Raw genomic sequence first — 25,091 nt, forward strand, 5'->3', positions numbered from 1 at the left:
AAGATGCCCTCTGCGGATCGAACAGCTCGCGCCTCATACTTTCAATAAACGAAAGAGGAGGCGCGTTTTGAGCTGGAACATTTGTGTCATAGGAGCAGGCAAGATCGGCCAGATGATCGCCAGCCTGCTGCAAGCATCACCCAACTACTCGGTCACTGTAGCCGACCGTGATCTGGCCGCATTGTCGGTGCTAAACAAGCAGGGGATTGCCACCCGGCAGATCGATGTAGGGGATGAGGCGCAACTGGCGCATGGGCTGTCCGGATTCGATGCCGTGATCTCGGCGGCTCCGTTCTTTTTGACACCGAAGATCGCTAAAGCCGCCAAAACGGCTGGCGCGCATTATTTCGACCTGACCGAAGACGTCGCCGCCACCAATGCGGTGCGTGAGCTTGCCGAGGACAGCAAAACCGCCTTCATGCCGCAATGCGGCTTGGCACCGGGTTTTGTCGGTATCGCCGGGGCTGCGCTGGCGTCTGAGTTTGATGAGCTGGACAGCCTGCATATGCGGGTTGGAGCTCTTCCGCTTTATCCGACGAATGCGTTGAAATACAATCTGACATGGTCCACCGACGGGCTGATCAACGAGTATTGCAACCCCTGCGACGCCATCGTGAACGGCGAGCGTGTGAAAACCGCGCCGCTGGAAGACTATGAAGTGCTTGGCCATGACGGGGTGGAATACGAATGCTTCAACACGTCCGGCGGGCTGGGCACCTTGCCAGAAACGCTTGAGGGCAAGGCGCGGGCGGTGTCCTACCGCTCGATCCGCTATCCTGGTCATTGCGATATCCTGAAGCTGCTGCTTAAGGATCTGGGGCTGGAACACCGCCGCGATCTGCTAAAGGACATCTTTGAAACCGCGCTGCCGCGCACCGATCAGGACGTGGTGCTGGTCTATTGTACGGCCAAAGGCATGATCGACGGCGCCCTGCGCGAGAAATCCCTGATCAACAAGAGCTTTGCCCGCACCATCAACGGTCAGGTCTGGAGCGCCATTCAGGTCACCACCGCCGCAGGCGTTCTGGGCGTGGTCGATCTGATGCGGGCGGGGTCGCTGCCCGGCACGGGCTTTGTCCGGCAGGAGCAGGTGAACCTGTCCGATTTCCTCAACACCGAATTTGGCCGGCTCTACCGCGCCGGTGACGTAACCCAACAAAACAAGGCGGCCTGAGATATGAAAGACATCATGATGACAGCCCAAACCACTCTCGCAAATCTGGATCTGACCGGGGCAGAGCTGACCGGCGGCACTTTGGCCGTACGGTCGCCTATCGACGGCAGCCTGCTGGCCGAGGTGCATGAAACACCCGCCGCCGAGATGGGTGCGATCTTTACCCGATCGGAGGCGGCATTCAAAGCGTGGCGCACAGTTCCGGCCCCGCGCCGGGGCGAGTTGATCCGCCTGCTGGGTGAGGAACTGCGCGCCACCAAGGACGATCTAGGCGCTCTGGTCAGCTGGGAGGCGGGCAAAATTACGTCCGAAGGCCTGGGCGAAGTGCAGGAGATGATCGATATCTGCGACTTTGCCGTTGGCCTGTCGCGGCAGCTCTACGGTCTGACCATTGCGTCCGAGCGTCCCGGTCACCGGATGATGGAGACCTGGCACCCTGCCGGTCCGGTTGGCGTGATTTCAGCCTTCAACTTCCCCGTCGCCGTCTGGTCATGGAACGCGGCATTGGCGCTGGTCTGTGGCGACACAGTGATCTGGAAACCGTCCGAGAAAACACCGCTGACCGCGATGGCCTGTCAGAAGATTTTCGAGCGCGCACTGGCCCGGTTTGGTGATGCGCCTGACCACCTGCTGCAAACCCTGATCGGCGGTGCCGCGCTGGGCGAGGCGCTGGTGGCCAGCGAGGATGTGCCGGTGATCTCGGCCACGGGCTCGACACGCATGGGCCGCGCTGTTGCTCCCATCGTGGCACAGCGCTTCGGAAAGTGCATTCTTGAGCTGGGCGGTAACAACGCGATGATCGTTGGCCCCTCGGCCGATCTTGAAATGGCGGTACGGGCGATTGTGTTCTCGGCCGTGGGCACCGCCGGTCAACGCTGCACCACGCTGCGCCGCTTGATCGTGCACAAGTCGATCCGCGCGGAACTGGTGAGCCGCCTGAAAAAAGCCTATGCCGGTCTGCCCATCGGCAACCCACTGGTCGAGGGCACGTTGATCGGCCCGCTGGTGGACGAGGCCTCGGGCGCAGCCATGACCGCCGCGTTGGAAGCCGCAAAGGCGGAAGGCGGCACCGTATTTGGCGGCGACCGAGTGACCGAAAACGTTCCTGCAGGTGTTTACATGCAGCCTGCCATCGTCGAGATGCCCAGCCAGACCGCGACGGTGAAAACCGAGACTTTTGCCCCGATCCTTTACGTCATGGAGTACGAGGATTTCGGCGACGCGATCGAAATTCAGAATGATGTGCCGCAGGGCCTGTCGTCCTGCGTATTCACCCTGAACATGCGCGAGGCCGAGCAGTTCCTGACGGCGGCCGGGTCCGATTGCGGTATTGCCAACGTCAATATCGGGCCTTCGGGGGCCGAGATTGGTGGCGCCTTTGGCGGCGAAAAGGAAACCGGCGGCGGGCGCGAAAGCGGCTCGGACGCGTGGAAAGCCTATATGCGGCGTCAGACTAACACCGTGAACTACTCGGCCGAGTTGCCGCTGGCGCAAGGCGTCAAGTTCGACATCTGATCAAAGGACCCGGCGGCAACATAGTCGCCGGGTCAATCCGCAAACAGATAGTCAAGCCGCATCACGGCTTGTGCCTTGTCTTCTGAAACACCCAGAAATTCCGCCACGGCGGCCTCATTCTCGGCCCGTGGGCTGGCTTCCCGGATCCGCAAATACCCATCAAACCCCGCCCCGCGGATCAGTTCGGATTCGTAGCTGATGGAATTGCGCAGCGTCGGCACAAGGCGCGCCACGATTTCGGTGGGGCTGTTCTCACCGGCCAAACCAACCCGACGAGCGTGGCCGATCAGATAGTCGTCGGAGTATTCGCACTCGATCTCAAGAACATGGGTCTTGGCCTGATCGGCGCAGAAATCCTGAATGATGTCCAGATTGCCTGGGTCGACGCAGATCACCAGCTTGTCGGTACCGAAATGGTCGAACAGCATTCGCACCACGGCGCGTCGGTGGCGGGAACGTTTGAGCAGAGTGGTCTCGATTCCGCCCAGATCGGGCAGGGGGGTTTCTTCTTCGTTGAACAGGTATTCTACGCAGGGAATATCTGTCTCGGATATAATCTGATCCACCAGCCGCTTGGCCACGTGCCATTTCTTGCAGGCGATCAGAAAAATTTCGCGCTCTGGGCCCAGCGTGTTGCCTGCCTCCCAAAAGCGTTGCCCAAACCGGCGGCCAACCCGCCCGCGCCCGGTCAAAAAACCATACAGATTGCGGCCCTCATCCGAGATTTTGAATTCGACCCCTTCGCTGGCATAGAGCGCGCCCAGCCTCTCTTTCAGCTCATGTGCTTCGGGGCTGATCTTGCGCGCGAACAAGTAATCCTGCCCCAACAGCATGTCATAATGGTCGTTGTAGAAAGTCACCGGCATTCCGTAATCCGAAAACATCAGGAAAGTCGGCGTGCGGTTCTCGATCTCTTCTTTCGGGATCAGGTGGCGGACGAGGGTCTGAAAAAAGGTCTCATCCGGAATCCAGGTGGTCGAGAAAAAGCGCCTCACATCTGGGCGCTTTTGCAGAAAGTCGAGGATCATCTCGACTGTGCGGCGGCGCAGGCACCACCACTGACTGCCGATCATGACTTGAATATCCGCCGGGATGTCGCGGGTCAGCCCAAAGCGTTTCTGCAAGTCGTATGAGGTGTAGAAGCGTTTGCTCTGGGTGCGTTCGTTGAAGAAGTGGCGATAGATCAGCCGATCGTCCTTCATCCCGGTTTTGATCCAATTGCTGGCAAAGAAATCGTGGCTTTCGACAAAATCCTTGTCGTTCTCGTCCAGAAACCAGTGGGTGTATTCGGCCGTCTTGATCGCCATGCAATCGCCGGACAGCATGTAGAAATGCGTCGCGCGGGGAAAAGCATCCACAGCGGCCTGCAAGGCATTCAGCGTTGCCTGTACCAAAGACCATTCGCCCCAGCCGCACTTGATGCGTTTCGCGGCGAACGCCACGTTCGGATTGTCCCCAAGGGCGGTGCGGATACGATCATATGCCGCAGCGCTGGCCCGCGCGTCGAAGTGAATGGCCATGCAATCCCCGGCGGCGGTCAGTTGCTCGGCTTGAGCGATGATCGCTTCGGGGTCTTTGTGGCACAAAAGAATATAGGCAATCCGCGCCATATCGTATCAGTGGTGTCCGTTTTAGCCTGTTTGACCCGTGATACTGAGGAAGAGCGATTGAATAAACAGAATATTTTTGGTTTTTTGGCTACAAAAGCAGGCGTGTGTATAGAGTTTTGACCTGTTAAGGAGGCGCAGCATATGGGTTTTCCCGGTACATGGATGACCGAAAGTGAAAGCATGGTTTACCGTGTCGTGCCGAAATGCGCGTGCTCAACCATCGGACAGATCATGTATTTCTCAGATCATGGCCGGTTTTTTGATGGCGATATCCATGACGCAAAAGACGGAATGCACAAATGGGCATTCGACCATAGCCAGGATCGCATCTCGGGAAATATCCGAAACCATGCCTCCTATTCTTTTACCTGCGTGCGCAATCCCTACACGCGGATTCTAAGCTCGTTCTTCGACAAGATCTGCGGCATTCAGCGGAACGGTAAACGCTATCGCGGAAATCTGGTGCCGACGCTGATTTACAATTACGGGATCGAAGTGGGCGGTGATGACGGCAAGGGTGAGTTCGATCAGGTCGCCAGCTTCCGCCGCTTCTTGCTGTTTGCGCGGGATACAATCCGTTGGCGCAGACCGATGGATCCCGACATTCATTGGTCGGCGATGTCCGGGCATGTCGCGACCTTCATCGCAAATGGTGGGCGGTATGACCGAATTTTCTGGACTGAGAAGTTCAATGACGGGATGCAGGGCGTTCTGGACAATCTGGATACGCCGCACGCGGTGAACCTTTCAGACATCCCCCGCTTCAATGAATCCGAAGGCCATGGCCCCAAGCGTGCACATCCGGTCGAAGACTACTTTGACGATCTGTCGATGCATCTGGTTTATGAAATCTACAAACAGGATTTCGACCTGTTCAAATACGATTTCGAAAACCCGGCGAACAAGATGCCGATTGGCGAAATTGATCTGGATGAGGTTCACGCCAAACTAGGTGACTGAATTTACGGTTAATGGTTGATCAGGCGATTTTTTAGGCCGGTTGGATAGAGTTCCGGGCCGCCAGTATCCAGCGTTTTGGGATCGAACCATCGTGCTGTGCACCGCATCCCATTATCCTCGGCGAATAAGATTGGACCGTCAGGAAGGGCCAATAGCTCGGCGCTTGTCACCTCTGCCACAAAGATGATCTCATGACCTTGGTGGCCTTCGTGCTGATAAATGTTTTCTATCACAAACGGTTGGCCACTGATATCAACTGTCACATCAAGCTCTTCCCTGAACTCACGCTTCAGTGCGTCGTGCCATGTTTCGCCGAATTCGACTGATCCGCCCAGCGGACGCACGCCCTTGATGCGGCCGGTGTCGTCAGGAACTTCAGCAGCGAGGAGTCTACCGCCACGCCAATGCAAACCGATGGCTTTGACACGGATATCGTGATGCGGACGCCAGAATGTCATTATTCTCACCGATCAAGTTGTCGATATCATTGAAATAAAGAGAAAAAGACCCCGCTATTCGTGTTAGCGAGGCCTTTGAAGCTATTGCAGTTTTGGTGTTTTGAAAACCACCTCGTCACACTTGACGCACGGCCCCTTTGGCGGCACTGGTGGTTAGTTTTGCATAGGCCTTGAGCGCTGTGGACACCTTGCGCTTGCGCGGCTCGACGGGCGCCCAGCCCTTTTCGTCCTGTTCTTCCCGGCGCGCTGCCAGTTCCTCGTCGGACACGGCCAGATGGATTGTACGGTTGGGAATGTCGATCTCGATCTTGTCGCCCTGGCGCACCAACCCGATCTCACCACCCTCGGCGGCCTCTGGCGAGACGTGACCGATCGACAGGCCCGAGGTGCCACCCGAAAAACGACCGTCGGTCAGCAGCGCACAGGCTTTGCCCAAGCCTTTGGATTTCAGGTACGAGGTCGGGTAGAGCATTTCCTGCATACCCGGACCGCCGCGCGGGCCTTCATAGCGGATCACTACGACGTCGCCCGCTTCGACCTTGCCGGTCAGGATGTCGTTTACCGCCTGATCCTGGCTTTCGCAGACATAGGCCGTCCCGGTGAAAGTCAGGCTGGCCGGATCGACGCCAGCGGTTTTCACGATACAGCCGTCGCGCGCGATGTTGCCGAACAGAACCGCCAGACCACCATCCTGGCTAAAGGCGTGTTCTTTGTTGCGGATCACCCCACCTTCGCGGTCGGTGTCTAGTTCCTTATAGCGGTTTGACTGGCTGAACGCCTGTGTCGTACGAACACCGCCCGGCGCGGCCTTGAACAACTCCTGCGCTTTTGGGTTGTTGGCGACCTTGATGTCCCAGTTGGCAATCGCCTCACCCATGGTGCCGGAATGAACTGTGCTGCAATCTTCGTGCAATAGTCCGGCGCGGCCAAGTTCACCGAGGATCGAGAAGATGCCACCGGCGCGGTGGACGTCCTCCATGTGGACATTCTCAGTATTGGGCGCGACCTTGCACAGGCAGGGCACCTTGCGGCTCAGGCGGTCCATGTCTGACATGGTGAAATGCACCTCGCCCTCATGCGCGATTGCCAACAGGTGCAGGACAGTGTTGGTCGAGCCACCCATGGCGATGTCCAGGCTCATGGCGTTCTCGAATGCCTCAAACGTGGCGATCTCGCGCGGCAGGAAGCCCTTTTCGTTCAGGTCATAGTGGCGCTTGGTGATCTCGACGATACGGCGACCGGCCTCAAGGAACAGCTCTTTGCGGTCGGCGTGGGTAGCCAGGGTCGAGCCGTTGCCCGGCAGAGCCAGACCCAGCGCCTCGGCCAGACAGTTCATCGAGTTTGCCGTGAACATACCCGAGCACGATCCACAGGTGGGGCAGGCGTTCTCTTCAATGTGCTGAACCTGCTCATCGGTGAACTTGTCATCAGCGGCGGCAACCATCGCATCGACGAGGTCGATCTTTTTCGCTTCCAGATCGGCGATGTCGATTTTTCCGGCCTCCATCGGGCCACCCGAGACAAAGATCGCCGGGATGTTCAGGCGCATCGCGGCCATCAGCATGCCTGGAGTGATCTTGTCACAGTTCGAGATACAGACCATCGCGTCAGCGCAGTGCGCGTTGACCATATATTCCACCGAATCCGCGATCACCTCGCGCGAGGGCAGCGAGTACAGCATCCCGTCGTGGCCCATGGCGATACCGTCATCTACCGCTATGGTGTTGAACTCCTTGGCAACACCGCCTGCGGCCTCAACCTCGCGCGCGACCATCTGGCCCAGATCCTTCAGATGGACGTGGCCGGGGACGAACTGCGTGAACGAGTTGACGATCGCGATGATGGGCTTGCCGAAGTCGCTCTCGGTCATGCCGGTGGCGCGCCACAGGCCACGGGCGCCGGCCATGTTGCGGCCATGGGTGGAGGTTCTGGATCGGTACATTGGCATGATGCTGTTTCCCTTTTGCCCCGGTTGCGATATGCGGGATATGTGCGTTATAGCGCACGTATCACATGTGCGCTATAACGCACAAGGGGATTCGAAAGACGAGTCATATGGCACCAGACGATATAACGCTGAAACTACGTGATGTGCGGGCGGCTTCGGGACTGAGCCTGTCGAAGGTGGCCGAGATGACCGGTGTCAGCAAAGCCATGCTGGGCCAGATCGAGCGTGGCGAATCCAGCCCGACCATCGCGACGCTGTGGAAGATCGCCAAAGGTTTCCAACTGCCGCTTAGCGCGTTGATCGGCTCGGCGGCGTTGCGTGATACAGCCACACCGGACGTGTTCCGAACGGTGACCTTTCCCGGCAGTATCGAAGTCAAAATCGTCTTTCCCTTTGATCCTGCCTTGCGCGCCGAGACCTTCCACGTCGATCTTGCACCGAACCAGAGCCATGAATCTGCCGCACATGCCACTGGCGTGACCGAAGAGGTCTTTGTCCTGAACGGATCGCTTGAGATTCTGCGCGATGGTGAGTGGGTTCCGTTGCAGGCCGGGCAGGGGCTGCGATTTGCGGCGGACTTGCCGCATGGCTACCGCGCCGGTGATAAAGGCGCGGCGTTTCTGAACATGCACCATTACGCGCAGCTTGATGCGCTGGCCGCGATCGGCTGATTTTTAATCCATTAGCCCGAGGGACGACATGGCCGCTTTTCTTGATACTCTGACGCTGGCGGATGCCGTCGGCTCATTCGGTGCGCTGGTCGTGGTTGGGGCGTATTTCGCTACTCAGATGCGGATGATGAATTCGGACGATCTGGCGTTCCCGGTGTTGAATCTGGCGGGATCGATCCTGATCGTCTATTCACTGCTCCAGAACTTCAATCTTGCGTCAATGTTGATCGAATCCTTCTGGATTCTGATCAGCATGATCGGGATATTTCAGTTTTTCCGGCTCAGACGCACGCGTTAGGTGGGCAACACCCCATCCAGTCTTGAACCCCATTCCCTGCACGTATAGGGAAAAACCAAGCTCGCTCTAGGGGAGGCTTTGATGCAGGACGATCCGAAAACCCTCGTTTCAACCGAATGGCTTGCCGCCCATATCAAGGACCCGGATCTGCGGATTCTGGACGGGTCGTGGTATTTGCCGCAGCAGGGGCGAGATGCCAAGGCGGAATACGACGAAGCGCATATTCCCGGCGCACGGTTCTTCGACATTGATGAGATTTCTGACCGCCGGTCGGACCTGCCACATATGGCGCCCCCGGTCGAAAAGTTCATGTCGCGCCTGCGGGCGATGGGTGTGGGCGACGGCCATCAGGTCGTGGTCTATGACGGCGCCGGTCTGATGTCGGCAGCACGGGTTTGGTGGCTGTTTCGCCTTATGGGCCAGGAAAACGTGGCCGTTCTGGACGGTGGTTTCCCCAAATGGCAGGCCGAGGGCCGTGAGATCGAGGATCTGCCCCCCGTCATTCGCGACCGTCATATGACGGTGCGCGTGCAGAACCATCTGGTACGTGACGTGACGCAAGTCTCTTCCGCCGCCAAGCTGGCAGATCATGAAATCATCGACGCCCGCTCGGCCGCTCGGTTTGCCGGAGCCGAGGCGGAGCCGCGCGAAGGTCTGCGCTCGGGGCATATTCCGGGCTCGCGCAACGTGCCCTTTGGTACTCTGCTGAACAAGAACGGCACAATGAAGTCGCCCGATGAGTGCCGCGCCGTGTTTGAGGCCGCAGGTGTGGATTTGTCGAAGCCCGCGATCACTTCCTGTGGGTCGGGCGTGACTGCTGCTATCCTCAGCCTGGCGCTCGAGCGCTTGGGCAAGAAAGACCATTCGCTTTATGACGGCTCCTGGGCTGAATGGGGTGCTTTCCCGACCCTGCCCGTCGCAACCGGAGAGAACTGATGTTCGAAAACCTCAAACCGCAGCCCGCCGACAAAATTCTGGCGCTGATGCAGATGTACCGCGAAGACCCGCGCGATCAAAAGATCGACCTGGGTGTGGGTGTCTACAAGAATGCCGAGGGCGTGACCCCGGTGATGCGCGCGGTTAAAGCCGCCGAAAAGCGCATTGTGGAAGAGCAGCAAACCAAAGCCTATACTGGTTTGGCCGGTGACCCCGCCTATGCCGACGCAATGATTGGCCTGATCCTTGGCGACGCAGTGCCGCGCGGCAACATCGCCGCTGTGGCAACCCCGGGCGGCACCGGAGCGTGCCGGCAAGCATTTGAGATGATCCGCATGGCCAACCCGTCGGCACGCGTCTTCGTGTCGAACCCGACTTGGCCAAACCACCTGTCGATCCTGAACTATCTGGGGATGGAGACGGTTCAGTACCGTTACTTCGATGGTGAGACCCGAGGCGTCGATTTCGACGGCATGGTCGCGGACCTGAAAACCGCCAAAGCGGGCGACGTGGTGCTGCTGCACGGCTGTTGCCACAACCCCACCGGTGCCAACCTGAACTTGGTGCAGTGGCAAGAGGTTGTGAACATCATCAACGAGCTGGGCCTCGTGGCGATGATCGACATTGCCTATCAGGGCTTTGGCGACGGTCTGGAAGAAGACGCACAGGCGACCCGTCTGGTGGCCTCGTCGGTCAAGCGCTGCCTGATCGCGGCATCGTGCTCGAAGAACTTCGGTGTGTATCGTGAGCGTACCGGCCTGCTGATGGCGATCAGCGATGATGCTGCACAGACCGCACTGAACCAATCGACGCTGGCCTTCCTGAACCGCCAGAACTATTCCTTTCCGCCGGACCATGGCGCGCGCGTCGTGACCACGATCCTGAATGACGATGCACTGCGCGCCGACTGGCAAGCTGAGCTGGAAGAGATCCGCCTGTCGATGCTGGGGCTGCGTCGGCAACTGGCCGACGAGTTGCAGCGCCTGAGCGGCTCGGACCGCTTTGGCTTTGTGGCACAGCACCGCGGAATGTTCTCGCGTCTGGGCGCGGCACCCGAACTGGTCGAGAAGCTGCGCAACGACCATGGCATCTACATGGTCGGTGACAGCCGCCTGAACATCGCCGGCCTGAATGCGACGACCGTACCGATCCTGGCCAAGGCGATTATTGACGTCGGAGTCTGAACTACCTTGCCTAAAATGACAAAAGCCGCGCAGACCAGCGCGGCTTTTTCTTTCTGGGCAGCCGGGTAGGCTCGGACTGGCCCTATAGTGTGACAGAAGCCTTTCGTAGCATCACGAGAACGCTTTTTTGAGGAGGAAAATGCGCTGGGTTGTCATTTTCCGGGATACTGAGGACATGCTTCAAATTCGGGCGCGGCGCGATTTGCGCGATGCACATGTCGCATTTGCCAAGGCTCATCCCGAACTGTTGATCGGGGGAGGACTAAAGCCGGATGCTGACGAAGATTTCTGCGGGGCCCTTTGGGTCGTTGAAGCAGATAGCAAAGCGGTTGTGATTGCCTTGATCGAAAAAGACCCGTTTTTCATGCCCGCCTATCGCAGCTTTGAAATCTATACTTGGGGAAAGCTGCTGGAAGACCAAACCGCGATCTTGTGACAGCAACAAAAAAAGCCGGGCGCGAACGCCCGGCCTTCGAATGATTAACTCAGTTTCTTAGCCTTTGGAGAATTCGGGGTAAGCTTCCATACCCAGTTCGCCCATATCTAGGCCGTTGATCTCTTCTTCCTCGCCAACCCGCAGGCCAACAGTTGCCTTGAGGATCGAGAAGAGGATGAAGCTGACCACGAAGACGAAGATACCGATGGCAGCGAAACCGATGATCTGGGTTACAAAGTTCGCGTCACCGTTGGTCCACGCCACGATGAAGGTACCCCAGAAGCCCGCGATCAGGTGAACCGGGATGGCACCGACAACGTCGTCGATCTTCATCTTGTCCAGCATCGGGACGGTGAAGACCACGATCACGCCACCAACTGCACCGATGATCAACGCCTGAAACAGCGACGGGGCCAGCGGTTCGGCGGTGATCGACACCAGACCGGCCAGCGCGCCGTTCAGCACCATGGTCAGGTCGACCTTGCCGTACATCACCTGTGTCAGGATCAAACAGGCGACGGCGCCGGCAGCAGCAGCCATGTTGGTGTTGGCGAAGATGCGGCTGATGTCTGCGATGTCACCGATGGTGCCCATGGCCAGCTGCGAACCGCCGTTGAAGCCGAACCAGCCCAGCCACAGGATGAAGGTACCCAGAGTGGCCAGCGCCAGGTTCGAACCGGGGATCGGAACCACTTTGCCGTCTTTGTTGTACTTGCCGATACGCGGGCCCAGCACGATGGCACCTGCCAGCGCTGCGAAACCACCTGCGGCGTGCACCAGGGTCGAGCCTGCGAAGTCGCTGAAGCCCATCTCAGACAGCCAGCCGCCGCCCCACTGCCAGGACGCTTCGATCGGATAGATGACGCCAGTCAGGACGATCACGAAGGCAAAGAAGGGCCACAGCTTGATCCGCTCGGCCACGGTGCCCGACACGATCGATGCGGTGGTGGCGCAGAACATCAGCTGAAAGAAGAAGTCCGAGCCGACGGTGGCATAGGACAGGTCCGGGTTCACGCCGTCCAGGCCGACGGCCTCAAGCGATGCCGGCGAGATTGCGCCCAGTACGCCAGGGATCATCCAGCCGTCGCCGGGATACATCAGGCCGTAGCCGACCAGCCAGTACATGATGGCGGCGAACGAAAACAGGCCCATGTTCTTGACCAGCTGCATGGCGACGTTCTTCGAACGCACCAGACCAGCCTCGAGCATGGCAAAGCCAGCAGCCATCCAGAAAACTAGAAAGCCACCGACCAGAAACAGCAGCGAGGTCAGGATAAATTGCGTGTGTTGCGCGGTCTCGCCACCGGCGGCCTCTTGCGCAAGACCCATCTGCGGCAGCGCGACAATCGCGGCGGCAGGGATGAGAGATTTCATCAGGTTCATTGTCAGTCCTCGAATGTTTGTGAGTGCGGGCGCCTTACAGCGCCTCTTCGTTCGTTTCCCCGGTCCGCACGCGCAGGGCCTGCTCGACATCGAGGACAAAAATCTTGCCGTCACCGATCTTGCCGGTCTTGGCGGTGTTGGTGATGGTTTCGACGATCTGGTCGGCCATCGTGGCAGGGACCACGATCTCGAGCTTGATCTTTGGTACGAAGTTCACGGCGTATTCTGCGCCGCGATAGATTTCCGTGTGACCGGATTGCGAGCCGAAGCCCTTGATTTCGGTCACCATCATGCCGCGCACGCCTGCCTCGGTCAGTGCTTCGCGCACCTCCTCGAGCTTGAACGGCTTGATTGTCGCAATGATCAGTTTCACGTTCTTCCCCTCTGCTTCCCCGGTCTGCCCGGCTTGTTTGCACCTGCAGAAAAAAGCGCGCCTGTGCCGTGTAAGGAACGGTTTGAGTGATGAAACGCTGGGGAAAATAGTGGCAAGGTGCACAATTTTTGCACAAGTTGCGATGTTTGACTAAAAAATAGGCAGTTTGAGGAGGGTCGTTACCGGAAATTCAGACCTCTACTTCACCGGTCTGTCAGGGTATGGTGCCTCAAAATGATAACCGGGCAGAGTTTGAGCATGACTGAGTCCAGGCGCCGAAAGGCTCCGCTTGTCGCGGATAAAAGATACCCGTCGAAAGGGCGCAAGCCCACGGCGACCAAGCGGGCTGCGAAGCCGGCCGGAAAAAAGGCGACCGCGCGCAAAACGACAACCCGCAAGACCGCCCGGAAGAAGACGCGCAAGAAATCTGGTGGCGGTGGCGGCGGGTTTTTCCGTCGGCTGTTCCGCTGGATTTGGCGGTTGATCTGGGGGGTTACGTGGCGCGTGGGCGCGGTGGCCGCGTTGCTGCTGGCACTGGCGGTGGGCGTTGTCTACACCTCACTGCCCGATGTGGATGCGTTGCTGGATGGCCGGGCGAGGGGCTCGGTCACGTTGCTGGATCGCGATGGCAAGGTCTTTGCTTGGCGCGGGGACCAGTTCGGCGGGGTGATCACCGCCGACACTGTCTCACCGCATCTGAAGAACGCCGTGATTGCGACCGAGGACAAGCGATTCTATCGCCATTTCGGTGTCAGCCCCCGGGGCGTCGCCAGTGCTGTTCGAATCAACCTCAGCGAAGGGCGCGGCCCGTTGTCCGGCCATGGCGGATCGACCATTACGCAACAAACCGCCAAGTTGCTGTGTCTGGGTGTGCCGTATGTGCCCAGCGAGTGGGAATCTGAAAAGGCCTACGAATCCGATTGCCGTCAGGGGTCTCTGTGGCGAAAGGCCAAGGAAGCGGTCTATGCGATGGCGATGGAGGTCAAATATTCCAAGGATGAAATCCTGACCATCTACCTGAACCGCGCCTTTTTGGGCGCTGGTGCTCGTGGGTTCGAGGCTGCAAGTCAGCGTTACTTTGGCATCTCTGCCGCCGAGGTGAGCCCGGCGCAGGCGGCGATGCTGGCCGGTCTGCTGGTGGCGCCTACGCGTTACGCGCCCACCAACAACCTGCAACGTTCGCAGGATCGGGCGCAGCTGGTGATCGGGCTGATGGAGGCGCAGGGCTATCTGACGACTGCGCAGGCGAGCAGCGCCCGCAGCAATCCGGCGCAATTGTCTGAGGCCGCTGCGGCGCGTGCAGGCGGCTATTTCGCCGATTGGGTGATCACCGAGCTGCCCAGCTATTTCGGCACCGACACCACCGACGATGTGGTGATCCGCACCACATTGGACCAACGCCTGCAGAAATCTGCGGAAGAGGCGCTGAAATACATCTTCCAGGAAAAGGTGCGCGAAGGCTCCAAGGCACAGGCGGCGATTGTGGTGATGTCGGCGGATGGGGCCGTGCGCGCTATGGTGGGCGGGCGCAAGACGCGTGTGTCGGGTGCTTTCAACCGGGCCACGCAGGCGTTGCGGCAAACCGGATCGTCCTTCAAGCCGTTTGTCTATGCCACCGCGCTAGAGCTCGGGTATTCGCCGCTGGATACGGTCGTGGATGAACCCTATTGCGTCAACATTCCCGGATCGGGTCAGTGGTGTCCCAAGAACTATACCAACAAGTTCTATGGCCGGGTAACGCTGGCGGATGCGCTGAAGAACTCGCTGAACATCCCGGCCGTGAAAGTAGCCGAGGTAGCTGGGCTTGAGAATGTGCGCACCGTGGCTAGCGAATTTGGCATCGAAAGCAATCTGGCCGAAGGTCCGGCACTGGCGCTGGGCGCGTCGGAGAGCACGCTGATCGAAATGACCGGGGCGTATGCGGGCATCCTGAACGGTGGCTCTGCGGTGGAGCCTTATGGCCTGTCCGAACTGAAATTGCTGGGTGACGACACGCCGATGATGGTGACAAGCTCGGGCATTGGTGAGCGAGTGATCAACGACAAGGCCGCCAAGCAGCTGACTTGGATGATGGAGCGCGTGGTGTCCGAAGGCACCGGCGGGCGTGCCAAGCTGCCGGGTTGGCAGGTGGCGGGTAAGACCGGCACCACACAGGCGGCGCGGGATGCGTGGTTCATCGGCTTTACAGCGGACTACGTGACGGGCGTCTGGATGGGGTATGACGATAACACGCCGCTGTCCGGTGTGACCGGTGGTGGCCTGCCTGCGGAAATCTGGAAGGAAACCATGCTTCGTGTGACCGAAGGTATGACGCCAACGCCGCTGCCGATGGTGGCTCCTGACCCGCCGGTGCGGACAGCGCAGCCGCAACAACAGCGCCGCAAGCAACAGACTGGTTTGGACAGGGCCATCAACAACCTGTTGAACAATATCTTCGGCAATTGAGAAAGCAAAAAGGCGGTGCACCGGGCACCGCCTTTTACTTTGAAATGTAAGACCTGATCAGAGGCTCTCGTCCAAAGCTGCCAGAATCGCATCACCCATCTCGGTGGTCGAGACCGGCTGAACGCCTTCTTCCGCCAGAAGATCGCCAGTACGGACACCATCGGCCAGAACCTTCTCGATCGCGGCTTCCAGACGGTCGGCCTCGGCGCCCTGATCAAAGCTGTAGCGCAGCGCCATGGCAAAGCTGAGGATACAGGCAATGGGGTTGGCCTTGCCTTCGCCAGCGATGTCAGGGGCCGAGCCGTGGACCGGTTCGTACATCGCCTTGGGCCGGCCATTGGCCATCGGGGCACCCAAGGACGCCGACGGCAACATGCCCAGCGAGCCGGTCAACATCGCGGCACAATCCGACAGGATGTCGCCGAACAGGTTGTCGGTGACGATGACGTCGAACTGCTTGGGTGCACGCACCAGTTGCATTGCGCCGTTGTCGGCGTACATGTGGGTCACTTCGACCTCTGGGTAGTCTTTCGCGACACGGTCCACGACCTCGCGCCAGAGGATACCAGCCTCCATCACGTTTGCCTTTTCCATCGAGCACAGCTTCTTGTTCCGGCGCATCGCCAGTTCAAAGGCCGAACGCGCGGCGCGTTCGATCTCGGACTCGGTGTAACGCTGGGTGTTGATGCCCACGCGCTCGTTGCCTTCTTCGAAGATGCCACGAGGTTCGCCGAAATAGACGCCCGAGGTCAGCTCGCGCACAATCATGATGTCCAGACCGGCAACGATGTCTTTCTTCAGCGACGAGAAATCAGCCAGTGCGTCAAAGCACTGAGCCGGGCGGAGGTTGGAATACAGATCCATTTCCTTGCGCAGGCGCAGCAGGCCGCGCTCGGGCTTTACGCTGAAGTCCAGATCGTCGTATTTCGGGCCGCCCACGGCACCCAGCAGAACCGCATCGACCTCTTGCGCCTTAGCCATGGTTTCATCCGACAGGGGCTTGCCATGCGCGTCATAGGCGGCACCGCCGACCAGATCCTCGCTCACGTCGAATTCCAGGCCGCGGTTTGCACCGAACCAGTCGATTACGCGGCGCACTTCGGCCATGACTTCGGGACCAATTCCGTCTCCGGGCAGGATGAGGAGCGAGGGTTTGGACATGAAGGATCTCCTTGCGTTTCGTCGCAATGGCCCTAGCGCCTGCGCCGCAGCGGGTCAATGAGACGAACGGGCCTTTATGTGCCGGAAATTCGCTTTCCGGGCCGAAACTGCCGCTGAACCCGCGCTTTGCGGTCAAAGCGCTGCCTTCAACCCCTCGGCCAGCAGGTCCCAGACACGCCGGATTCGGGGTGTTTGGCGCATGGCCTGCGGCGCGGCCAGCCAAACGGGAAGGGGCTCAATCTCGACATCCAGATCCAACACTTCGACATCCGGGTCGGCCTCGGCTACCTGTATCTGCGAAAACCCGATACCGCACCCGGCCCGGATCAGTTGCCAATAGGCACTTTGCAGATCGCATCTGGTGGCAAAACTTTCCTTGCTGGCGGGCCAGCCCCGTTGCTGCATCTTTTTGATAATCTGCTCATTGGCGTCAAAGCCGACCAGATCGTGATGGAACAGGTCTTCGGGATTTTGCGGGCGTCCCGCCTGATCCAGGTAGGTCTGGGCGGCGCAAAAGCACAAGTTCACGTCCCCCAGATAGCGCGAGATGATGTCCATCTGCGCGGGGCGGTACATGCGCACGGCGATATCAGCCTCGCGATACAAAAGGTTTTCAGTGGTGTCCGTTGCGACCAATTCAAGCTGGATCGCCGGTTCCAGCGCGCGGATTTGCGCAAGAATGGGCGGCAGCAGATGGTGTGATGCAAAGACCGAGGCGGTAATGCGCACCGACCCCTCCAGTTGCTGCGACTGCCCTGCCGCTGCCAGGCTGAACGACGTCATGGCGGTGTGCATCTGCTGCGCCATCGGCAGCAACTGTGTGCCCACTTCACTGAGTTTCAGGCCACGCGCGTGGCGGTCGAACAGCGACACGCCCAGCTCATCCTCAAGCGCGTGGATCTGACGGCCCAGCGTGGGTTGGCTGCGGTCCAACTGCCGTGCAGCAGCAGAGAGTGAGCCGGTTTCGGCAACGGCCAGAAAGCTTTGTATCAATGACCAGTCGGCATGGGTGAGTGATTTGTCCATTCAGAAATGAATACACGTTCTGCATTTCCCGGCAATTGCCCGATTGAAATGAATTGATACTTTCGATTTGAAAGGAGTTTTTCATGACCCAATCCGTTCTTATTTTAGGTGCAACCGGTCGCTTTGGACGCAACGCTGTGGGCGCGTTTCGAAACGCGGGGTGGACCGTTCGTATCTTTGACCGCACAGCCGACAGGCTGGAGCAGGCCTCGCAAGGGGCGGATGTGATCGTGAACGCCTGGAACCCGCCCTATCCGGATTGGCAGGCACAGCTGCCCCGCCTTACCCAGCAGGTGATATCGGCTGCTGGTAACACAGGGGCCACAGTTATCCTTCCAGGCAACGTCTATGTTTTCGGGGCAGACACTCCGGGGCCGTGGTCCGCGGGCACACCACATATGGCCCGGAACCCTTTGGGCCGGATTCGGATCGAGATGGAGGAAGCCTACCGCGCCTCGTCCGTGCGCACGATCATCCTGCGGGCCGGCGATTACCTTGATACATGTGCGTCGGGGAATTGGTTCGATCGGGTGATGATCAAACCTCTGGCGCGGGGGCGACTCATCTATCCCGGAAATCCCAACATCGACCATGCCTGGGCCTATTTACCTGATCTTGCGCGTGCCTCTGTCGCGTTGGCCGAGATGCGAGAGAGCTTGCCCCGTTTTTGCGACGTGCCTTATCGGGGGTATACGGTGACCGGCTCTGAAATGGCGCAGGCACTGTGCCGGGTCACGGGGCGGCATGTGTCCGTACAGCGGATGAACTGGCTGCCGATTCAGCTTGCCCGCCCTTTCTGGAGAGTGGCGCCTCATCTGCTTGAAATGCGGTACCTGTGGAACACTCCGCACAGCCTTGAAGATACGTTTTTTCAGGAACTGGTCGGGGATTTTCATCGAACGGATCTGGACGACGCGTTGAGGCAGGCGATCCCCAAAACGCTGCAACCGGATAGGGTTCTAGCCCCTGCCTGATCGCCGCTAAGGCGCGGTCACGTCAACCCAGACCAGCCGGTGCCTGCTGGCTTGTTCTGCCGCAACGCGCAACGGAGCATCGGCAGCGGGCCAGACCACACCCGATCCCATGACCTGAAGATCCGCCGAGGGCAGTACGTAGTCCACCCGCATCTTGCCCACCGCTTTCCACTCCACGGTGGTCAGTGCACCCGACATGTCAGCGGGGCGCGGGTCTTGCAGGCGCGGATCGGCCAACAGCGCCCGGATCGTATCCCTGCGGCCCTCGCCCTGTTCGGGGTCCAAATTGGCGTCCCCGGCAATCACGAACGGGCCGTTGGGTTTGCGCCCCAACTGGCCGTCCAGAACCGTTGACCAGAGGCGGATTTCGTCGCGGTTGCGCAGCCCGTTGCGGTCTTCGGGGCCGTCAAACACCGGCGGGGCGGCGTGGAAGGTCATCAGGTCCAGCGTGCCAAGGGGTGTGTCCACCGGCACGATCCAATGAGCCACGGCGGACAAGCGCTGAATGCTCTGCGCCTCTTCCGAAGGAAAGGGGCCATCGGCCGTGACCGGCAGCTGTGCACCGGGCAGCTGGCGCCACAGCAAATCAGTAAAGTCCTGCACGCCGTCAGAATGAATCGGATATCGCGATAGCACCGCAAGCCCACCTTGACCGGTGAAACGGCCCCAGCCCTGCGCATCTGCTGGACCATGCGTCCGGCCATCTCCGTTAAGGTCCAGCGGGGTTTCGAGCCCAGCATTGGGCTGCGCGGCGAAGTAATGGGGATAATCCAGCCCCGCATCGCGCAACTGGTCGGTCAGCGCGGTCAGCACCTCGGCGTTCAGGTCCCAGTCGATGCCCTGCAGGGCAACGATATCCGGACGTGCGACCGCCAGAACTTCGACCACAGCCTGCACTTGCGGGTCGCCGCGCCTGATATCCCGCAGCAGAAGGCCCGGTCCGTCGCGGCTGAGTTCCGTGTTGAAGGTGGCGATACGAACCGTCTGCGCTTGCGCCATCACCGGCAACAGCAGCAGCAGAAGGATGCGGATCATGCGGCTTGCGTTGACTCGGCCGTGGAATATGCCCGGCGTTTTTCGACAATCAAATTGGCGATACGCAGGGTTGCCATGCCGCGCATGATCATGCTGGCGGGCAGGAAGGCCCAGGCGCTCAGGGTCCAGATCAGGGTCTGAGGATTGCTTAGCGAGATCGGGCTGGCATAGTCGGTCAGCATCTTGATCAGAGCCGGGATCAGAAACGGCAGCAGCACACCGATCGAGATGTTCAGCCGTCCGTCCCGTTGCAGACGGGTGACGACATCACCACCCTTGGTCGGGTCGAACAGGGGCAGGTTGGTCCAGACGTTGAAGGCGCCGTTGCCCGTCGGCCAGCCGCGCATCTTCACCGCATAGGCAAAGCTTCCAATGGTTACCAGCGCTGCAACATAGGCCACACTGGCCGCAATGCGCACCAGCTCGATCAGCGGTGCGCTGGCATCTGCAGGCAGCATCAACACTACCAGCCGAACCGGAGAATAAGGGAAGTCGACCACATTGGCGACGCCCAGACCCAGCGCGTAGAAGACCGAGGTCAGGCTGCTGGGTGCGTAAGCGTTCTTGCAGATCAGTGTCAGGAACATGATCATCGACATCAGCCCGACAAATCTCAGGCGGTTTACCGGTGGGGCATCGCGGAATTCGATAAAGCTGGGGAAAGCCGAATTGTATTCGGCAAAGGTCAGGAAGAATGCGAGAATGGCGAGAAAGACGACAATCTCGGTCCCATTCGTTGACGATACGGGCAAGTACAACGCGGGGGTCAGCACCAACAATGCAACCAATATTCCCCGAATCGCCGCCCCTGTTGTGCGCGCAATCACTATCCGAACCCTTTCAAACTGGATTAGTCGATTCTTCGCCGACTTCGCTTCCAACTTGTGCCCGCCACGTGAGTTTGTGGCGGATGCCTTAATTCACCAATGTTTTATTTGGCGGGTGCCTGTCCCCGTCACATTGGCGATAAGCAACATTTCGCTCAAGCCAAGGCGCAGAAAACACGTGATTTCGGGCAAAAAGATGGCGCAACTGGTGCGCGATTGCATCATTTTTGACGCAAACCCGGCGTGTGTATCAATGTGATACCTAGATATTGTGGTTTCCTGGGGTGTAACCCCAAGAATGCGAACGGGGCCGCCTTGGCGACCCCGTAAAGTTGTGCTTTCGCAGATTCGTTACCAGAATCACACCCAGGGGCGGGCCTGGCTTGCGTGATCCTCGAATTTGTCGATGTGGTGGTCTTTTTCCATCGTCAGGCCGATATCGTCCAGACCGTTCAGCAAGCAGTGTTTGCGGTGCGGATCGATGTCAAATTCAATTACGATGCCATCCGAAGTGGTGATCTGCTGATCTTCCAGATGTACGGTCATACGGGCGTTTTCACCCTTATGCGCGTCTTCCATCAGAACCGCGTGATGCTCTTCTGCGACCACGATCGGCAGGATGCCGTTCTTGAAGCAGTTGTTGAAAAAGATGTCGGCAAAACTGGTCGAGATCACCACCTTGATGCCGAAATCCTTGATCGCCCAAGGCGCGTGTTCCCGCGACGAGCCGCAGCCGAAGTTATCGCCTGCCACCAGAATCTCGGTCTGGCGATAGGCGGGTTTGTTCAGGACGAACTCTTCGTTCTCCTGCCCGTCATCATGGTAGCGCATCTCGTCAAACAGCACGACGCCAAGGCCGGACCGTTTGATGGTTTTCAGGTGCACTTTCGGAATGATCATATCGGTGTCGATATTGATCAGCGGCATTGGGGCGGCCACCCCGTGGACTTTGTCAAACTTTTCCATCTCTACACTCCTGCGGGGTAGGGCCGCGCCCGTGCCTCGCGTTTAAGCTTCTTTCGCTTCCGTTGTTTCGTCTTTGGGTGCGTTCTTGACGAAGAACGCCATGAAGACCAGTCCGAACCCGTTGAATAGCATCTCGATGCCCAGGAAGATTCCCAGAATGCTCAGCAGCACCTGAGGGTCGCTTCCCACATAGGTCCAGATGATCCCGGCGAGGATGATCGACAAGATGCCCGAGATCATCGTGGGCCAGAAAAACTGCGTTCCTTTCATCTGGAACGACAGAATGACCCGCGCGATGCCGCCCGCCATGAACAGAATCAGCATCACCGTCGCAAGGGTCAGGGTTCCCTGCAGCGGGTGATCCAAAAAGGACCAACCCAGAAACAGCATTACCGCACCCATGATGAGTGACAGAATCTTGTTGCCGGTGCCTTCAACCGTGAAGCCACCCACAAGTTGCAGCGCGCCCGAGATCAGCAGCAACACACCGGTTACCACCGTCACGGCGATCGACGCCACAACTGGTGCGCCCAGTACAAAGATACCGAACGCGATAGACAGAAGCCCCAGCAGGAGCCATTTGACCCAGTCACTCATGTTTTCAATCCCTCAAATATCTAGATATGAGGGGACCTTACATCAATTCACGGACGTCTGTCAGCCGTCCTGTGATTGCCGCTGCGGCAGCCATTGCGGGGCTCAGCAGGTGGGTCCGTCCACCGCGACCCTGACGGCCTTCGAAGTTGCGGTTCGAGGTCGCGGCACAGCGCTCGCCCGGCTGCAGCTGGTCGGGGTTCATCGCCAGACACATCGAGCATCCCGCCAAGCGCCATTCGAAGCCAGCCTCTTTGAATATATCGGCCAGACCTTCTTCTTCGGCCTGAGCACGCACAAGACCCGAACCCGGCACGACCATGGCGCGCATGCCGTCCTTGATCTTTTTGCCTTTCAGAATCTCTGCCGCGGCACGCAGGTCTTCGATCCGGCCATTGGTACAGGACCCGATAAAGACAGTGTCGATTTCCACATCGCTCAGTTTCTGGCCAGCTTCCAGACCCATGTACTCGATCGAACGGCGGGCCGCTTCGACTTTGCCACCTTCAAAATCTTCGGGCTGAGGCACGGTTGCAGTAATCGGCAGAACATCCTCGGGGCTGGTGCCCCAGGTCACGACGGGGGCGATATCTTCACCGCGCAGGGTGATGACCTTGTCGAAATGCGCGTCTTCGTCCGTATAGAGTGTCTTCCACCAATCCAGAGCCGCTTCCCACTGCGCGCCTTTCGGAGCATGCGGACGGCCTTTGACATATTCAAACGTGGTCTCATCGGGTGCGATCAGGCCCGCGCGGGCACCGCCTTCGATGGCCATATTGCAGACGGTCATGCGGCCTTCCATCGACAGATCACGGATCGCTTCGCCGCAATATTCGATGACATAGCCGGTGCCGCCGGCGGTGCCGGTCTCACCGATCACGGCCAGAGTGATGTCCTTGGCCGTCACGCCCGGCTGCAGCTTGCCGGTGATCTCGACCTTCATGTTCTTTGATTTCTTCTGGATCAGGGTCTGGGTGGCCAGGACGTGCTCAACCTCAGACGTACCAATGCCGTGGGCCAAAGCACCAAACGCGCCGTGGGTGGCGGTGTGGCTGTCACCACAAACAACGGTCATGCCGGGCAGGGTCCAGCCTTGCTCGGGGCCAACGATGTGGACGATGCCCTGACGGACGTCATGCACGGGGTAGTAGTGAATGCCGAAATCCTTGGCATTCTTGTCCAGCGCTTCGACCTGAATGCGTGATTCCGGATTTTCGATTCCATGCACACGGTCCGCAGTGGTCGGAACGTTGTGGTCCGGTACCGCGATGGTCTTTTCCGGTGCGCGCACATTGCGGCCCGCCATGCGCAGGCCTTCGAACGCCTGCGGGCTGGTTACTTCGTGAACCAAGTGGCGGTCGATATACAGCAGGCAGGTGCCATCTTCGGCCTCGTGGGCGACATGGGCATCCCAGATCTTGTCATAGAGTGTTTTGGGGGACATTGGTCCTCTCCCGTATGTAATGAGAAATAGCTGGCGAGGTGGCTTAGGCCGCGGATAGGCGGGCCAGAACCGTGCGGGCAGCCCCAAAGAACCGTTCACGCAAACGCGCGCGGTCTTCCAGATTTTGCTGTTGGGCCACATTGAGTCTCATGCGCACCAGATATATCGGGGTTTGCCGTCAATCAAGGTTCAATCCGGCACCGGGCTTGCATCATCGGTCAACGCTGTCCAAGCTGGGACTATGAACCAAGACCTGATCCCCAGCTCGCTGTCGGACCTCTACGAAAACATGGTCGCGGGCTTTTCCGTGCAATTCGAAAACCTTGTCGAGCTGGTCGTCACTCCGGGCTGGCGCCAGCACCAGCTGGTCATCATTCTGGGTCTGTGGGCGCTGGCCTTTGTTTTGAAGCTGACGACTCAGGGCCGATGGGAGGCCTGGGCCCGCGCGCGCGAAGGTTGGCCAAAGTGGCGGTTGCGGGTTTTGGTACAGCTGATGCAGCGCCTGACGCTGGTCTATTTCGTGGTGATGTCCTGGGCGCTGTATCTGGCGATGCAGCAGGTCACTTGGCCCTCGCGCAGTTACATCATCGGGGTTGTGGCGACTTTGGCGCTGGCGTGGCTGGCGATTGCGCTGGTGGCGCGGCTGGTGCGCAACCGGACACTGCGGCGCATCTTCAAATGGGCGATGTGGGTCTATGCAACGCTTGTGGCCCTGAATCTGACCGATGACGTGGCCGAGTTTCTGGACGGTGTGGCGATCTCAATCGGCGATCTGCACATCTCAGCACTGGGGATTCTCAAGGCCACCTTGCTGATCGGTATCCTGCTGACACTGGCCCGTGTTGGCACCCGCGCAGCCGAACGGGGGCTGATGAGAAATGATGACATCACCCCGTCGATGCAGGTGCTGCTGGCCAAGGGCATTCAGGTGTTGCTTTATGGCGCAGTCTTTCTGGCCGCAATACGTACGCTTGGGTTTGATCTGACCGGCATCGCACTGTTGTCGGGTGCCATTGGTGTGGGGATTGGTTTTGGCCTGCAAAAAGTGGTGTCGAACCTGATCTCGGGGATCATCATTCTGATGGACCGATCTATCAAGCCGGGCGACGTGATCTCGCTGGGTGATACGTTCGGATGGATCAACGCGCTGGGCGCCCGCTATGTTTCTGTCGTCACGCGGGACGGGCGGGAATACCTGATCCCGAACGAGGATCTGATCACCAACCAAGTGGTGAACTGGTCGCATTCGGACAAGTTTGTGCGGCTGGATCTGGAGTTTGGCACCAGTTACGACGACGATCCGCACAAGGTCCGGGCGACGGCAATCAAAGCAGTCAAAACCGTAACGCGAGTGTTGAGCGGCGGCGGCCATGAACCGGTCTGCCACATCACAGGGTTCGGGGATAGCAGCGTGGATTATGTCCTGCGCTTCTGGATCAGCGATCCGACCAAAGGGCTGACCAATATTCGGGGTAATGTTTACCTGGCGCTTTGGGACGCCTTTAAGGCCGAAAGCATCTCAATCCCCTTCCCGCAGCGCGAAGTTCGGCTGCTGTCGGACGGCGCAGACTCGCAACAAATCGCCAAAGAGTGAGCGCCCGTGCACCCCGCGCATAGGCCTTTCATTGAAATGTTGCATTCCCCTTGTTACCTTATTAGTACCCCTGCGCCGG

Annotated in this window: 24 protein-coding genes; 11 read left to right on the plus strand and 13 right to left on the minus strand. The window is 59.1% G+C overall.

Annotation, left to right across the window (positions count from 1 at the left end; genetic code table 11):
• Positions 1 to 67 precede the first annotated feature (67 nt).
• Entirely contained in the window at positions 68 to 1,174 is a 1,107-nt protein-coding gene (locus ACXAGD_RS17875) for a saccharopine dehydrogenase family protein (protein WP_475212252.1), read from the plus strand.
• A gap of 18 nt (positions 1,175 to 1,192) precedes the next feature.
• Entirely contained in the window at positions 1,193 to 2,689 is a 1,497-nt protein-coding gene (amaB, locus tag ACXAGD_RS17880) for an L-piperidine-6-carboxylate dehydrogenase (RefSeq protein ID WP_475212646.1), read from the plus strand.
• Positions 2,690 to 2,721: 32 nt separating this feature from the next.
• Here amaB and ACXAGD_RS17885 read toward each other — a convergent pair whose 3' ends face one another.
• A complete protein-coding gene (locus ACXAGD_RS17885) occupies positions 2,722 to 4,299 on the minus strand; it encodes a DUF5928 domain-containing protein (protein ID WP_475212254.1) in 1,578 nt (525 codons plus the stop codon).
• 141 nt (positions 4,300 to 4,440) lie between these two features.
• Here ACXAGD_RS17885 and ACXAGD_RS17890 point away from each other — a divergent pair, with 141 nt between their 5' ends.
• On the plus strand, positions 4,441 to 5,259 hold the full coding sequence (locus tag ACXAGD_RS17890; protein WP_475212256.1) for a sulfotransferase family protein: 819 nt from the start codon (positions 4,441 to 4,443) through the stop codon (positions 5,257 to 5,259).
• 8 nt (positions 5,260 to 5,267) lie between these two features.
• On the opposite strand, the gene ACXAGD_RS17895 is transcribed toward ACXAGD_RS17890, so the two are convergent.
• On the minus strand, positions 5,268 to 5,717 hold the full coding sequence (locus ACXAGD_RS17895) for an NUDIX hydrolase (protein WP_475212258.1): 450 nt from the start codon (positions 5,715 to 5,717) through the stop codon (positions 5,268 to 5,270).
• A 115-nt stretch (positions 5,718 to 5,832) separates the two neighbouring features.
• Positions 5,833 to 7,665, minus strand: coding sequence for a dihydroxy-acid dehydratase (ilvD, locus tag ACXAGD_RS17900; protein WP_475212260.1), 1,833 nt, complete (start codon positions 7,663 to 7,665; stop codon positions 5,833 to 5,835).
• Positions 7,666 to 7,772: 107 nt separating this feature from the next.
• Between ilvD and ACXAGD_RS17905 the strand changes: the two genes are divergently transcribed.
• From ACXAGD_RS17905 to ACXAGD_RS17925, 5 genes are all read left to right on the plus strand, one after another.
• The gene (locus ACXAGD_RS17905; protein WP_475212262.1) at positions 7,773 to 8,336 is read left to right on the plus strand and encodes a helix-turn-helix domain-containing protein; all 564 of its coding nucleotides are present in this window, start codon (positions 7,773 to 7,775) and stop codon (positions 8,334 to 8,336) included.
• 28 nt (positions 8,337 to 8,364) lie between these two features.
• Positions 8,365 to 8,634, plus strand: a complete 270-nt coding sequence (locus ACXAGD_RS17910) for a CBU_0592 family membrane protein (protein ID WP_475212264.1) — start codon at positions 8,365 to 8,367, stop codon at positions 8,632 to 8,634.
• 81 nt (positions 8,635 to 8,715) lie between these two features.
• A complete protein-coding gene (gene sseA / locus ACXAGD_RS17915; protein ID WP_475212266.1) occupies positions 8,716 to 9,570 on the plus strand; it encodes a 3-mercaptopyruvate sulfurtransferase in 855 nt (284 codons plus the stop codon).
• Positions 9,570 to 10,754 (plus strand): amino acid aminotransferase, encoded by a 1,185-nt coding sequence (locus ACXAGD_RS17920; RefSeq protein ID WP_475212268.1) that lies wholly within the window; start codon positions 9,570 to 9,572, stop codon positions 10,752 to 10,754. Before sseA ends, ACXAGD_RS17920 begins: the two co-directional genes overlap by 1 nt.
• 139 nt (positions 10,755 to 10,893) lie before the next feature.
• On the plus strand, positions 10,894 to 11,190 hold the full coding sequence (locus ACXAGD_RS17925) for a YciI family protein (RefSeq protein ID WP_475212271.1): 297 nt from the start codon (positions 10,894 to 10,896) through the stop codon (positions 11,188 to 11,190).
• Positions 11,191 to 11,247: 57 nt separating this feature from the next.
• On the opposite strand, the gene ACXAGD_RS17930 is transcribed toward ACXAGD_RS17925, so the two are convergent.
• Positions 11,248 to 12,573 carry an ammonium transporter gene (locus ACXAGD_RS17930; RefSeq protein ID WP_475212273.1) on the minus strand — a complete coding sequence of 442 codons (1,326 nt, stop codon included), beginning with the start codon at positions 12,571 to 12,573 and terminating at the stop codon, positions 11,248 to 11,250.
• Positions 12,574 to 12,607: 34 nt separating this feature from the next.
• Positions 12,608 to 12,946: a P-II family nitrogen regulator gene (locus ACXAGD_RS17935; protein WP_039525370.1), complete on the minus strand. Its 339-nt coding sequence runs from the start codon at positions 12,944 to 12,946 to the stop codon at positions 12,608 to 12,610.
• Between the two features lie 258 nt (positions 12,947 to 13,204).
• On the opposite strand from ACXAGD_RS17935, the gene ACXAGD_RS17940 reads away from it, so the two are divergent.
• On the plus strand, positions 13,205 to 15,391 hold the full coding sequence (locus ACXAGD_RS17940) for a transglycosylase domain-containing protein (protein ID WP_475212276.1): 2,187 nt from the start codon (positions 13,205 to 13,207) through the stop codon (positions 15,389 to 15,391).
• Between the two features lie 57 nt (positions 15,392 to 15,448).
• Here ACXAGD_RS17940 and leuB read toward each other — a convergent pair whose 3' ends face one another.
• Both leuB and ACXAGD_RS17950 read right to left on the minus strand, forming a co-directional pair.
• Complete coding sequence (gene leuB / locus ACXAGD_RS17945) at positions 15,449 to 16,552, minus strand: 3-isopropylmalate dehydrogenase (RefSeq protein ID WP_475212278.1); 1,104 nt, start codon at positions 16,550 to 16,552, stop codon at positions 15,449 to 15,451.
• A 132-nt stretch (positions 16,553 to 16,684) separates the two neighbouring features.
• Complete coding sequence (locus ACXAGD_RS17950) at positions 16,685 to 17,578, minus strand: LysR family transcriptional regulator (protein ID WP_475212280.1); 894 nt, start codon at positions 17,576 to 17,578, stop codon at positions 16,685 to 16,687.
• Positions 17,579 to 17,661: 83 nt separating this feature from the next.
• On the opposite strand from ACXAGD_RS17950, the gene ACXAGD_RS17955 reads away from it, so the two are divergent.
• Positions 17,662 to 18,552 (plus strand): Rossmann-fold NAD(P)-binding domain-containing protein, encoded by an 891-nt coding sequence (locus ACXAGD_RS17955; RefSeq protein WP_475212282.1) that lies wholly within the window; start codon positions 17,662 to 17,664, stop codon positions 18,550 to 18,552.
• A gap of 6 nt (positions 18,553 to 18,558) precedes the next feature.
• Here ACXAGD_RS17955 and ACXAGD_RS17960 read toward each other — a convergent pair whose 3' ends face one another.
• From ACXAGD_RS17960 to ACXAGD_RS17985, 6 genes are all read right to left on the minus strand, one after another.
• Entirely contained in the window at positions 18,559 to 19,587 is a 1,029-nt protein-coding gene (locus tag ACXAGD_RS17960) for an endonuclease/exonuclease/phosphatase family protein (protein WP_475212284.1), read from the minus strand.
• Positions 19,584 to 20,414 carry a hypothetical protein gene (locus ACXAGD_RS17965; RefSeq protein ID WP_475212286.1) on the minus strand — a complete coding sequence of 277 codons (831 nt, stop codon included), beginning with the start codon at positions 20,412 to 20,414 and terminating at the stop codon, positions 19,584 to 19,586. Before ACXAGD_RS17965 ends, ACXAGD_RS17960 begins: the two co-directional genes overlap by 4 nt.
• 360 nt (positions 20,415 to 20,774) lie before the next feature.
• Positions 20,775 to 21,380 carry a 3-isopropylmalate dehydratase small subunit gene (gene leuD / locus ACXAGD_RS17970; protein WP_475212288.1) on the minus strand — a complete coding sequence of 202 codons (606 nt, stop codon included), beginning with the start codon at positions 21,378 to 21,380 and terminating at the stop codon, positions 20,775 to 20,777.
• 42 nt (positions 21,381 to 21,422) lie between these two features.
• Positions 21,423 to 21,977 carry an HdeD family acid-resistance protein gene (locus ACXAGD_RS17975; RefSeq protein ID WP_475212290.1) on the minus strand — a complete coding sequence of 185 codons (555 nt, stop codon included), beginning with the start codon at positions 21,975 to 21,977 and terminating at the stop codon, positions 21,423 to 21,425.
• A gap of 37 nt (positions 21,978 to 22,014) precedes the next feature.
• Positions 22,015 to 23,418 carry a 3-isopropylmalate dehydratase large subunit gene (gene leuC / locus ACXAGD_RS17980; protein ID WP_475212292.1) on the minus strand — a complete coding sequence of 468 codons (1,404 nt, stop codon included), beginning with the start codon at positions 23,416 to 23,418 and terminating at the stop codon, positions 22,015 to 22,017.
• Positions 23,419 to 23,461: 43 nt separating this feature from the next.
• A complete protein-coding gene (locus ACXAGD_RS17985) occupies positions 23,462 to 23,557 on the minus strand; it encodes an isopropylmalate isomerase (protein WP_254438069.1) in 96 nt (31 codons plus the stop codon).
• 102 nt (positions 23,558 to 23,659) lie between these two features.
• Here ACXAGD_RS17985 and ACXAGD_RS17990 point away from each other — a divergent pair, with 102 nt between their 5' ends.
• Positions 23,660 to 25,012: a mechanosensitive ion channel family protein gene (locus ACXAGD_RS17990; RefSeq protein ID WP_475212294.1), complete on the plus strand. Its 1,353-nt coding sequence runs from the start codon at positions 23,660 to 23,662 to the stop codon at positions 25,010 to 25,012.
• Positions 25,013 to 25,091 lie beyond the last annotated feature (79 nt).

Source organism: Ruegeria sp. ABF4_144, from assembly GCF_056160045.1.